The 12494-nt window shown below is 62.9% G+C and carries 11 protein-coding genes; 4 read left to right on the top strand and 7 right to left on the bottom strand.

Features of this window, described 5'->3' with window-relative positions; all coding sequences use genetic code 11:
* Positions 1–52: 52 nt before the first annotated feature.
* Genes ACR0JC_RS13460 through ACR0JC_RS13435 form a run of 6 tightly spaced genes read right to left on the bottom strand, consistent with a single transcriptional unit; the run spans position 53 to position 5456 of the window.
* The gene (locus tag ACR0JC_RS13460; protein ID WP_170341167.1) at positions 53–328 is read right to left on the bottom strand and encodes a cytochrome C oxidase subunit IV family protein; all 276 of its coding nucleotides are present in this window, start codon (positions 326–328) and stop codon (positions 53–55) included.
* Positions 329–332: 4 nt separating this feature from the next.
* Positions 333–881, bottom strand: a complete 549-nt coding sequence (locus ACR0JC_RS13455; RefSeq protein ID WP_170341165.1) for a cytochrome c oxidase subunit 3 — start codon at positions 879–881, stop codon at positions 333–335.
* The gene (locus tag ACR0JC_RS13450; RefSeq protein WP_170341163.1) at positions 878–2800 is read right to left on the bottom strand and encodes a nitric oxide reductase activation protein NorD; all 1923 of its coding nucleotides are present in this window, start codon (positions 2798–2800) and stop codon (positions 878–880) included. The genes ACR0JC_RS13455 and ACR0JC_RS13450 overlap by 4 nt, the downstream gene beginning before the upstream one ends.
* 8 nt (positions 2801–2808) lie before the next feature.
* Positions 2809–3618, bottom strand: coding sequence for a CbbQ/NirQ/NorQ/GpvN family protein (locus ACR0JC_RS13445; RefSeq protein ID WP_170341161.1), 810 nt, complete (start codon positions 3616–3618; stop codon positions 2809–2811).
* Between the two features lie 5 nt (positions 3619–3623).
* Entirely contained in the window at positions 3624–4991 is a 1368-nt protein-coding gene (locus ACR0JC_RS13440) for a cbb3-type cytochrome c oxidase subunit I (RefSeq protein ID WP_170341159.1), read from the bottom strand.
* A gap of 15 nt (positions 4992–5006) precedes the next feature.
* Entirely contained in the window at positions 5007–5456 is a 450-nt protein-coding gene (locus ACR0JC_RS13435; protein WP_005977183.1) for a c-type cytochrome, read from the bottom strand.
* A 244-nt stretch (positions 5457–5700) separates the two neighbouring features.
* Between ACR0JC_RS13435 and ACR0JC_RS13430 the strand changes: the two genes are divergently transcribed.
* A complete protein-coding gene (locus ACR0JC_RS13430) occupies positions 5701–6807 on the top strand; it encodes a Hint domain-containing protein (protein ID WP_480763969.1) in 1107 nt (368 codons plus the stop codon).
* 5 nt (positions 6808–6812) lie between these two features.
* On the opposite strand, the gene ACR0JC_RS13425 is transcribed toward ACR0JC_RS13430, so the two are convergent.
* Positions 6813–8006 carry an NnrS family protein gene (locus ACR0JC_RS13425; RefSeq protein WP_170341154.1) on the bottom strand — a complete coding sequence of 398 codons (1194 nt, stop codon included), beginning with the start codon at positions 8004–8006 and terminating at the stop codon, positions 6813–6815.
* Between the two features lie 233 nt (positions 8007–8239).
* Between ACR0JC_RS13425 and ACR0JC_RS13420 the strand changes: the two genes are divergently transcribed.
* From ACR0JC_RS13420 to ACR0JC_RS13410, 3 genes are all read left to right on the top strand, one after another.
* Positions 8240–9916, top strand: coding sequence for a cytochrome D1 domain-containing protein (locus tag ACR0JC_RS13420; RefSeq protein WP_093963191.1), 1677 nt, complete (start codon positions 8240–8242; stop codon positions 9914–9916).
* Positions 9917–10061: 145 nt separating this feature from the next.
* The gene (locus ACR0JC_RS13415) at positions 10062–11849 is read left to right on the top strand and encodes a NapC/NirT family cytochrome c (RefSeq protein WP_170341152.1); all 1788 of its coding nucleotides are present in this window, start codon (positions 10062–10064) and stop codon (positions 11847–11849) included.
* Between the two features lie 54 nt (positions 11850–11903).
* Positions 11904–12311 (top strand): cupredoxin domain-containing protein, encoded by a 408-nt coding sequence (locus ACR0JC_RS13410; protein WP_170341150.1) that lies wholly within the window; start codon positions 11904–11906, stop codon positions 12309–12311.
* Positions 12312–12494: the final 183 nt, after the last annotated feature.

The raw sequence follows: 12494 nt of genomic DNA, 5'->3' as shown, positions 1-12494 counted from the left end.
GTCCCTGAACTGGCAAGCCGCCGTGCCCCTGTGCGCGGCGGTTCTTTTTGCCTCAGACCAGATAGAGCGCGAAGATCAATGCCGCAAAGCTGCTAAGCACCATCGTGAAGCCCCGCAGCCAAGCCGGGCTGCGTTCAAGATCGAGATACCGCGCCAGGATGATGCGGGCCTTGAACAAGGCCAGCAGCAGGACACCGCCCCCGACCAGCCGGGGCCCAATGGGCACGAGGGTCAGCAGGGCCGAGGCCAGGCTGAGCGCGATCAGGCCGACCCAGGCGCGGGTCAGGCGATCCGCATGGGTGTATCGGGCAAAGAAAAACCTCGGCATCGCGTCACCCCAACAGGTAGATCACCGGAAACAGCAGGATCCAGACCAGATCGACCATGTGCCAGAACTGGCCGCCGGCCTCGATATTGCGGGGATCGTCGCGCCAGGCGACAAGCAGCAGAATGGCGACCCCGGCCAGCACATGCGCGGCGTGAAACCCGGTGAGAAGGTAGTAGAACAGGAAAAACGGGTGGGTATCGTAGCTGATGCCCTGCGCGGCCTTGCCCGCATATTCCGCGCCCTTGATGATCAGGAAAACCACCCCCAGCAGGGCCGCGCCGATCAGGGCCAGCCGCGCGGCACCGCGTCGCGCCGCGTGCCGCCAGCGCAGCGCCCGCGCCGCCAGAAAGCCTGATGTGACCAGAACGCCGGTGTTGAGCGCGGCCCCGGTTCGGTAGAGATGGGATTGCGCCTCGGCAAAGACTGCCGGGTCGGTCAGGCGGACGCCCACGAAGGCGGTCAGCCCGGCCCCGAACACCAGCAGTTCCGAGACGATCAGAACCCACATCAGCAATTCGCCGGGCAGCTCGTCGATCAGCGAAGCATCACTCATGCGCCGACCAGTTGGCGATAGATCTGCGGCAGGGCCATGGTCAGGCGGTTGGGGTCGGGGATCACCGCGAACCCGCCTTGCCCGAACATGCGCGGGAACCAGCTTTTGCCGGTCTTGTCGATGGTGACGCCAAAGACCGACTGCCCCGCCCGGCGCGCCTCGCGCACGGCCATGCAGGTGTCTTCGATGCCGTGGCGGCCCTCGTAGTGGTCCAGATCGTTGGGCTTGCCGTCGGTGATCACCAGCAGCAGCCGGCGTTTGCGCGCCTGCGCCGCCAGATCGGCCGAGGCATGACGGATCGCCGCCCCCAGCCGCGTGTAATGGCCCGGCCGCAGCGACGCGATGCGCTGCTCCACGGTGGCGGTCATGGGCTCATTGAACTTTTTGCAGCGCTGCACATAGACCCGCTGGCGTTTCAGCGAACTGAAGGCGTGGATGGCAAAATCGTCGCCGCAGGCGTTCAGACCCCAGGCCAGCGCCGCCAGTGCCTCGCGTTCGATATCGATCACCGCACGCCCCGCGACCGCGCTTTCGGTCGATCGGCTGACATCCAGCAGGATCGACACCGCCAGGTCGCGCGCCTCGGGACGGGATTGCATCCAGATGCGCTCGTTGCCCTCGCCATTGGCGCGGCGGTCCACGGCGCTGCGCACGGCGGCCTCGATATCCAGCTGGTCGCCGTCCAGATGGCCGCGGGTCATCACGCGGCCCGGGCGCAGGGCCTCGAACTGGCGTTTGACGGCGCGGATGCGGCGGGCGGTGGCCGGGTCCTTGCCGAAATCGGCGGCATCCACGCGAATCTCGGCATCCGAAGTCAGAACGTTGACGTGATCGGGCAGATACTGCCCCGTGCGCACATCCCATTCCGGGTACAGCACACGCCCCGAAAGGCGCTCGCGGTTCACGTCTTCGGGCGCGAGATCGAGATGCAGCTTCAGCCGCGTCGGCGGCGCCTTCGATATCTGGCCCAGCCCGATTTCGTCCTGATCGTCGGCGGCCTTTTTCGCGTTGTCCGGGTCGTCATCGTCGATCCGGCGGTTGAGGTTCAGGAATTCGGCCCAGCTGAGGATCGCCTCGAACTTGTGCAGGATCAGACTGTCCTGCCGCTCGGCCTGGTCGGATTTGCGGCGGCGGGCGCGGTGGGTCTTTTCCCCCGATTCCTCGGGTGGGCCGTCGGTGTCGCGGCTTTCGACCTCGGTGTGTTCGGAAAAGGCGACCGCGCGCAGTTCGGGCCACAGGGGCACCGGGCGGAACGGCTGGTACCCGCGCGGGGCGGCCACGTCGTCGCCCAGGGCGTCATAGGCCTGGGCGCGGGCGGACAGGGGCGCCGGATCACCCAGCATCCGGCGGATCAGGTCTTCGACGGCGGCCTCGGCCGGGGGCAGGCCGGGCAGATTGCGCTGATACAGCACGCCCTTGCATAGTTCGGTGTAAAGCGGGCACAGGCCCGGCGCGTCCTCGAGCGTTGCGGCGACCATCGCGCGGGCCGCCTGCAGGGCGCGCAGATCGGCGCGCAAAGGATCGTCCTCGTCGATGCGGGTTCCGGCATGGGCGGCCACCGCCGCCAGCCAGACATACAGCGCGCCATTGGCCTCGCGTGCGGGAAACACCGCCAGCCGGTCGGGCAGGCGCAGGACCTCGCCGTCGAAACTGGCGCGTGGGATCAGTTCGGCCTCGGTGGCCAGCTTGCGCCGCCAGCCCAGCCGGTGGCGCGAGAGCTCGGGCGAAACCGGGCGCAGTTCGACGCCCGGACTGCCGCCCAACCCCCGGAAAAGAACGGCCAGCCGCCCCGCGACCTGCGACAGGTCGACCGCGGCTCCTTCGTGCACCTCTGGTGCATCAAGGCGGCTGGCAAGGCTGTGCCACAGTTTCCCGATGGTTTCTTCGGGTTCCCATGGCTCAAAGTCGATCCTGACCATCGCCGGCCTCACCCAAAGACGGCGGTGACAAGATCGAGGAGCCCGCGTTTGATATCCTCGTCATCAGTCAGAGGTTCGATCATGGCGGCAAGGATGGCGCGGTCGGTGGACATGCCCTGCGCGATCAGAGTCGCGGCATAGACGACCAGGCGGGTGGATACGCCTTCCTCGAGGTCCTGACCCTTGAGCCCGCGCAGCTTGCCCGCCAGCCGCACCAGCGGCTTGCAGCGCTCCAGCGGCAGACCGCTTTCCTGCGCGACCACCTCGGCCTCCATCTGAGGCGAGGGGAAGTCGAATTCCAGCGAGATGAACCGTTGCCGGGTCGAGGGTTTGAGGGTTTTCAGAATGTTCTGATAGCCGGGGTTGTAGGAGGCCACCAGCATGAAGCCGGGCGCGGCCTCAAGCTCTTCCCCGGTGCGATCGATCGGCAGGATGCGCCGGTCGTCGGTCAGCGGGTGCAGCACCACGGTCACGTCCTTGCGCGCCTCGACCACCTCGTCCAGGTAACAGATCGCGCCCTCGCGCACCGCGCGGGTCAGGGGGCCGTCGACCCAAACGGTCTCGCCGCCTTTCAGCAGGTAGCGCCCGATCAGGTCGGCCGCGGCCAGGTCGTCGTGGCAGGCCACGGTATAGAGCGGCCGACCCAGACTGGCGGCCATATGGGACACGAAGCGGGTCTTGCCGCAACCTGTCGGCCCTTTCAGCAGGACCGGCAGCTTGTTGGTATAGGCGGCGGCGAACACGTCGCATTCGTCGCCCTGGGGCAGGTAGAAGGGGGCGTCTGCCGCCCCCGTTCCCAGTTTCATGGAGCCGTCCATATCCATCACTCCGCCGGGGTTTCCACGACGCCGGGTTCGATGACCTCTTTGCGCGGAACCCAGATCGAGTAGATGAACAGCAGCGCACCGATGACCACGACCAGACCGGAGCCGAAGCGCATCCAGTAGAAGATCGCGACCTGATCCTGCACATCCATGTAGTAGTCACCCACCACGCGCTGCATGTGCGTCTGGACGGTGCCGGCAAAGGTCAGCACGAAGGTCATGAAGACCATGCCGCCGGTCATCAGCCAGAACGAGGCCATGTTCAGCACCTGATTGTACGGATCACGGTTCTTCAGGATCGGCATCGCATAGGTGAAGATCGCCAGGTTGAGGCAGACATAGGCGCCGTAGAAGGCCAGGTGCCCGTGCGCCGCCGTGATCTGCGTACCGTGGGTATAGTAGTTCACCCCGTGCAGCGTGTGCAGGAAGCCCCAGACGCCGGCGCCGAAGAAGGCCAGCGTGGCACAGCCCAGCGACCACAGCAGCGCGGCCTTGTTGGGGTGGTCCCGACGGCCCTTCCAGACCATGACGAACGCAAAGGCCATCATCGCAAAGAACGGGATCACCTCGAGGCTTGAGAAGATCGACCCGATCCACTGCCAGTAACCCGGCGTACCGATCCAGTAGTAGTGGTGGCCGGTGCCCAAAATGCCCGAGAACAACGCGGCGGCGACGATGACATACAGCCATTTCTCGACCACCTCGCGGTCAACTCCGGTCAGCTTGAGCATCAGGTAGGCCAGGATCGAGGCCATGATCAGCTCCCACACGCCTTCGACCCACAGGTGAACGACGTACCACCAGTACTGCTTGTCGAGGCTCAGGTTGCCCGGGTTGTAGAAAGCGAACAGGAACAGCAGCGCCAGACCCCAGAGGCCCAGCAGCAGGATGTTGGTGATGGCGGTCTTCTTGCCCTTCAGAACGGTCAACGACACGTTGTAGAGGAAGATCAGCGCCGCCACCACGATGCCGGCCTTGACCCATTTGGGTTGTTCAAGGAACTCGCGCCCCTCTTTGCCCAGCAGCCAGTTGCCTTCGAACAGGTTGAAGACATAGGTCAGCACCACACCCAGCGTACCCAAGATCAGGATCGCCAGCTGGATATAGGCCAGCTTGGTCGAGTGGATCTCGCGCTCGGCCTCTTCGGGGATCAGGAAATAGGCCGCGCCGAAAAAGCCGGTGATCAGCCACACGATCAGCGCGTTGGTGTGCAGCATCCGCACGATGTTGAACGGCAGAAGCTCGCTCAGAAAATTGGGGGATACATAGATCCAGCCGGCCAGAAGACCGCCGATCACCTGGATCGCGAACAGGCCCATTGCGAATGCGAAATAGGCATAGGCCACTTTTTGGGATTCGTATTTCATTGCTCCGTTCCCTTCTCAGCCCGCGTCATTCGGGGGCCAGTCCTGAGCGTCGATATTGTCCGTCCAGATCAGGAAGTTGGCCAGATCACGGATCTCTTCGTCGCTGAGGTTGAACCTTGGCATCTGCCGGCGACCGGGAATGCCGGTGGGTTGCGCCTCCATCCAGCCCTTGAGAGATTCAAAGGCCGATTCCGGGTCGTCCAGAACGCCCCAGCGGGTCATCACGTTGGCGACCTCGGGGGCGAAGTAGGCACCCTCACCCATGATCGAGTGACAGTTGATGCAGGCGTGTTTTTCCCAGACGTGTTTGCCCCGGATCACGCTCTCATCCAGCTTCGCCGAGTTCGGCGAATTGACGATGTACAGGTGTGAGTGGGCCGACAGGGCCAGAAAGATTAAAATGAAGAACAGTGACCCGCCATAGAATATGTTGCGGGCCATGCTCTTGGTCATGACTTCTCGCATTGCGCTCTCCTTTGCGCCGCTTTGCTGGTGGGGGGACAATGGCGGGATGGGCGGTTTGCCGCCTTAACGAAAGTCAAGACTCTGTCCTGGCACACGGCCAATAGGCTACATTCCCTTAAAATAAGCGTGAAATGCCCCGAAATCGCCTTGAACCGCTGTTATCAGGGTGCAAAGTCAGATGGAGTTTCCGGGTCCGTGATGTGCTGTTCCGGTGTCTTTGATTGAGCGAGTGAACGAGTAAGAGATGGCGAACTATTCCTATATCGGCTACGCGCCAGGGGTGATTTCACTTAGTTTTACCGGGTTTAACTCCGGTACCATCACTCTGAGTTCAGGCTATGATCCGAACACCGATCGCCGGGTATTTGACGTAACCGACGCGGCCGGTGGAACGCTCGTGAACGGAGATCCGGACAACGGAACTGATTTCAACGGCGACCGTTTCAACAACGAAGTCGGCGATGACCTGACACAGACAGGCGTCGTCACCAGCCTTGACGGATCAACCACCTTTGATTCCGGCGCTATCTATCTGGAAGAATCCTACGCCCTGACCAAACCGGGCGGCGGTACGATCGATGTTTTCCGGGTCGAGGTTGAAGGGAATCTTGTCGGATACATCACGTCCGAACCTTTGGTACCCGGCACCGCCTATTCCTTCATTCGTTCGAATGTGACCCCGTCAACCGCTCCGGACACCACCGATCCCACAGCCATTGTCGACGTGCCCTGTTTTACCGCCGGTACGCTGATAGAAACACCCATCGGCGCCAAGGCGATAGAAGATCTGGCCGAAGGCGATCTGGTTCTGACGCTCGATCACGGCCCGCAACCGATCCGCTGGATCGGGTCGCGCACCCTGACGTCGCTCGATTTGCAGGCCAACCCACGCCTGCGTCCGATCTGTATATCAGCCGGAGCGCTGGGGGTGGGTCTACCGCGGCGCGACCTGCGGGTCTCTCCGCAGCACCGGATGCTGGTTCGCTCGGCGATCGCCGTGCGCATGTTCGACGCCCAAGAGGTGCTGATCCCAGCCCACAAGCTGGTCGGCGTTCCCGGCGTTCATGTCGATGAAACCGCCAGCAGCGTGACGTACTACCACATTCTGTTCGACCGCCATGAACTCGTGACCGCCGAGGGGGCTCCGTCGGAAAGCCTGTACACCGGACCCGAGGCTCTCAAAAGCATCGGCCGCGATGCACGAGACGAGATATTCGAGATTTTCCCCGAGCTTGACGACCCGGATCATGTCCCGATCGCCGCTCGGCCCATTCCCGAAACCGGCAAGCGTGCGCGGCACATGATCCATCGGCATGTTAAAAACGCGCGACCATTGATCGACCGGGCCTGATCCGCTCAGGAAGGTACCGCACGCGGACCCACCAAGGCCGGCCACATCGCCACCACATACAGCGCCATCGCGCTGATCCACAGCCCGTCGGCAACCAGCATGGCGGTCAGGAATTGCGCGTCCAACCCGGACCCAATCCAGCGCAAAATCGCGGCCAGAGCCATCGCGCCGTAGGCGACGACCACCGGCGCGGGGGCGACCAGCGCCCGGCCGCTATGGCCTAGCGCCGCGCGGCTCATGACCGCCAGGGTCATCCCGCCGACGCAGCCGATACCCAACACATGCAGCGCACCAAGTTCACTGCCGAGTCCAAACAGGCCCATTCCCCACAGAACCAGTCCAAGGCCTAGCATCCCCAGGGCCAGATGCAGCGCAAACAGGATCGGCTGCCGGACAGCCCAAGCCCCTCGCCAACCTGACAGGCGCAAACCCTGTATCGCTCCGAGGACCAGCGCCAAAATCGCAACCGCGTACCCGGCCCCGAAGATCAGCATCACAGCGGGCAGCAGCAGGGCCAGAACCATATTGCTTTTTTCCATCCAATCGCGACTGACAGGCCACTCAGCCTCGGGCACACCTTCGCGCTTCATTGCGTTGCGCGTAAAGGCCGGTGTAATCCGACCACCCAAAATGGCGATCATGGAACACAAGGCCAGCAGCCCTGAGCGCAGTCCAACATCCAGAGTTCCGGCCGTCACACCGATCCAGTCCAGATGGGTCAACAGGTTTGAGACCCAAATGTAGGCCAGCAACAGAAGAAAGATCATGTTCTGCGGTTTTGGTCGCCGGATCAGCTGGGTGGCGATCTTGGCCGCAAGAACCGGCACGAAGGCGAGGTCGAGCACTGCGACAATCACCGGGTCGATCGCACCCGAGAACCACAGTGCCACGCGCCCGGCCAACCACAGCGCCGCTGCAGCGGCAATAAATAGGCGCCGCGCCTCGGGGGCGCCGGTCCAGTTGGGAACTGCGGTCAGAAAGAACCCGCCCAGTGCGGCACTGGCATAGCCGAAAATCATCTCGTGCGCGTGCCACATCGGCGGGCTCATGGCATAGGGCGCTTCGGTCCACATTTCGATCCCGGCCAGCGTTGCCAGCCACCCGCCCCAGGCCAGACCGGCAAACACGCCGTAAAGACCTGCAAACAGAAAAAAGACCCGGAACCCCTCACCCATAACGCGCGTGATTGCCGATGGCATGCCTGCTCTCCTTGGCCAAGCTGTTCGTTTGCCAAGCACTAGCAACCGCTGGGCCCGCGCCCCTTAACCAAAATCAAGCGTCGGCGAAAACATGACCCCAAAAAGCACTTATTTTCATGGCTTTTTTCCACCCCATTTCCCTCTGAACACCCCCTCCGTTGACTTTCGTCAAGGAGAAGACGCCCATCCCGGCGCAGTGTCCGGCCTGCCTCACCAGCAAACGGAGAGTGATCATGTCACTTGGAATCAGCCATTATACCACCGGCCGCGCCTTCAGGGTCGGTCTGGCCATGTTGTTGGGCAGCGTCGCTGCTCCGACATTCGCCGAAGAGCCAACCCTGAGCGACGAGGCCTTCGAGGCTTCGAAACAGCTCTACTTCGAACAATGTGCCGGTTGCCACGGCGTGCTGCGCAAGGGCGCCACCGGCAAGAACCTCGAGCCGCACTGGAAGAAAACCGCAGCCGACGGCACCGTGACCGAAGGCGGCACCCTGCAACTGGGCCAGGAGCGCCTTGAAAAGATCATCGCGTGGGGCACCGAAGGCGGTATGAACAACTTCTCGGACATCATGACCGAGGAGCAGATTCGCGACATGGCGACCTACATCATGATGGACGCGCCCAAGCCGCCGGAAATGTCGCTGGAACAGATGAAGGCGACCCGCAAGGTCTATGTCGAAGAGGCAGATTATCCGACCGAGCCGCTGCACGGTCGCAACTGGGAGAACTTCTTCGTCGTCATCGAACGTGACGTGGGCAAGGTTGCCGTAATCGACGGCGACACCAAAGAGGTGCTGACCCACATCCCCACCGGCTATGCCGTGCACGTTCTGAAAGCGTCCGAACACCATAGCCTGACCGAACCGGAACACCCGGGCCGTTTCTGGTACACCATGGGTCGCGACGGCAAGATGACCAAAATCGACCTCTGGCAGACGCCGGACAAGATGTTGGTCTCGGAGGTCAAGATCGCCTATGACGCCCGCGACGTCGCAGTTTCCGGCGACGGCAAATACGTCATCGGTGGTGGTTACTGGCCGCCGCACTTCGCGATCGTTGACGCCAAAACCATGGAACCGCTCAAGGTCGTTTCGACCCGCGGCGTGAACGTGGACGGCGACTATGTCGAAGAAAGCCGCGTGGCCGCGATCTACACGACACCGAACGAACCCACTTGGATCGTCGCCGTGAAAGAACTGGGCCAGTTGTGGCAGGTCGATTACACAGACCTCGACAACCTGCGCATCGACAAGATCGACAGCGCCAAGTTCCTGCATGACGGGTTCTTTGACCCGACAGGCCGCTATTTCCAGATCGCCGCGAACGCGTCGAACAAAATGGTGGTCGTCGATACCGAAACCCACAAGCTGGAGGCGATGATCGACACCGCCGCCCTGCCGCACCCCGGACCGGGCGCAAACTGGGTCGATCCGAACTGTGGACCGGTTGCCGGCACGACCCACCTGGGTGTCGGTACCGTGACCGTTTGGGGCAACGACCCCGAAGGCCACCCGGATCAGGCTTGGAAGGTCTGCTACGAAGTAGAGACGGACGGCCCCGGCCTGTTTGTCCGCACCCACCCGAATTCGGACTACATCTGGGCTGACCAGACCAAACACCCCGAGCCGGAAATCCAGCAGTCGGTGCAAGTCATCTCGAAAGAGACCGGCGAGATCGTGAAAACGATCCAGATCACCGAGGACGAAGGCAGTGCCGCCGTTCACTTTGAATTCAATGCCGACGGCACCGAGGTCTGGGTCTCCAAGTGGAACCTGTCGGACTCCAAGGAACCCAACGGTCAGATCGTGATCTTCGACGCCAAAACGCTGGAAGAGATCGGCCGCATCGACGGGCTCTATGCGCCGACCGGCAAGTTCAACGTCTACAACCGCTCGAACCACGTCACCTGACGGGTTGGCAGCAAGCACAGGAAAGGGCGGGCCCCTCGCCCGCCCTTTCCACGTTTGTCCGCGGCGCCCTGCCCGGCATCCCAACCGCCATTCCAACCGGCCTGACATCCAAGGCCAGACATGACAGCCAAAACGGAGCCTGGACATGACCCAGTCCGAACCGGAAAAGAAAAAACCGATCTGGCGCCGGTATTTCCTGTGGGGAATGCCCGTGGCCGGGATCGCCGCGGCCTTTGTCGCCGGCATCATCTTCTGGGGCGGGTTCAACACCGCCATGGAAGCCACCAACACCGAGAAATTCTGTGTCTCGTGCCATGAGATGCGCGACTATATCTACACCGAGTACAAGGGCACGATCCATGACGTGAACCGCTCGGGCGTGGGCGCTGTCTGTTCGGACTGCCACGTGCCCAAGGACTGGACACACAAGATCATCCGCAAGATCAAAGCCTCGAGAGAGCTGTACGGCAAGATGGTCGGCTCGATCAGCACGCCCGAGAAATTCGAGGCCAAGCGCATCCATCTGGCCATGAACGAATGGCAGCGGATGAAAAAGACCGACTCGCGCGAGTGCCGCAACTGCCACGATTTCGAGTCGATGATGCCCGAGTTCCAGAAACCGCGGGCACGACAGCAGCACTTGAACGCGATGGAGGTCGGCCAGACCTGCATCGACTGCCACAAGGGTATCGCACACTCGAACATCCGTGACCGCGCACCCGAGGATTTCCTGGAAGAGCTCGAAGCCCCGAACCCGGCCTTCGCCCGTCCGATCCCGCCGGAATACCTGGCCAGCCTGGAGCGGATCGAAGCCAAGGAGGCCGCCGAGGCCGAAGCCGAGAAAGCCGCCCGCAAAGCCCAGCAGGAGGCGGTGCAGGCGCAGATCGCTGCAGCGGTCGACACCGCCTTGGCCGAGGAACGCGCCAAGGCCGATGGCACAGCAACCGACGCCGCGGCCTCGGGCGGCAGCGACGTTGGTGGCAACATCGACTGGAACGCCGTGGCCAGCACCGACCTGAAGCTGTTCTATCCGGGACAGGCTTCTTTCGAATGGGTGCAGAACGGCAAGACCCATGGCGGCGCCCGTCCGCTGACCAAAGGTGGCGACCAGTGCTCGACCTGCCACGCCAAGGAGCTGGACGCGATCGGCAACAAGATCGTCGCCGGCGGAGATCTCGAACCGACCCCCATCCCCGGCAAGCGCGGGGTGATCGACGCCACGGTTCAGGCCGCGCATGACGACGAAAATATCTATATCCGGCTGCAATGGGCGGATGCGGGCCACAATCCCGTACCCTTCGTCGACGGCGGCAAGATGGACCCGGACAACCCGATCAAGGTCGCCATGATGATCACTGGCACCGGGATCGAGTTGGGCGAACAGGTGGGGTGCTGGGCCTCGTGCCACGCCGACAACACCTATATGCCCTTTGCGCCCGATGCCGAAACCATCGCCGCCAACACGGACGCGGCCGCACGCCTGACGGCCAAGGACACCGTCACCAAGTACATCAGCGAAAGCCGCACCGAGGTCGAAGTCAAAGGCCGGCGCGGCAAGCCGCTGGGCGGCTGGGACAAGCTGCAGGCCGAAGAGCAAATCGCGCAATACCTGCAGGACGGCACCTTCCTTGACCTGATGCGCGTCTATGCCGACGGCAGCGCCACCAATGGCTATCTGCTGGAACAGCGCGTGGTCAACGATGGCGAGATCTCGGCCTCGGCCAGCCTGTCGGGCGGCATGTGGACGGTGGTATTCTCGCGTCCGCTGAACTCGGGCGCACCGGGCGACGTGCCGCTGGAGCCGGGCAAGACCTACACGGTGGGCTTTGCCATCCACGATGACCACTCGGCCGCACGGTTCCACCACGTCACGCTGAACACCAGCCTCGCGCTGGATGACGACAGCGCCGACATCAACGTGGTCAAACAGTAACGAAATGGGGCCGGCAATCCGGCCCCATTTCCACAGCCGAGGAGACACGCGACCATGACCACCAAGCCCCTTCTGACCGCTGTCCTGGCCCTTGTTGCAGCCCAACCGGCCCTGGCCGATGAAGCCGACCAGATCTGTGCCGAGGCCGAGGAAAGCTATGTCGAACTCTTCGGCGATCCTTCCGACGCCGTGCTGGATGCCGAGGTGGTGCTGATGTACAAGTACCACTTCTGCCCGGCCCAGATCACGGTCAAGCCCGGCACCACGGTGCGCTGGGTCAACGTGGACAAGCGCACCAGCCATTCGGTGCTTTTGAAGGACGGCAGCCAGCCCGAATCCGACCGCATCTTCCCCGAGGAATCGGTCGAGATGACGTTCCTTGAACCCGGCCCGCAGAACTATCTGTGCGGCCCGCATTGGGAAACGCAGAACATGGTCGGCATGGTCACCGTCGAGCCCTGAACGCAGGCAGACATACAGGCAAACTAAAGGAGCGCGGGCGCAAATCCCGCGCTCCTTAACTTATGTCAAGGAGGCCCCTTTGCGAATGCGCCAGTCTGCGGCCATGACACGCCCGGCCATCCCAGCAACGTCCCGATCCGCCGCTCTGTCCGCGCTCGGAACCGACCGGAACGCCCGGGTCCC

The organism is Ruegeria sp. CH5 (assembly GCF_056537025.1).
This window is presented reverse-complemented; position numbering and strand designations above follow the sequence as displayed.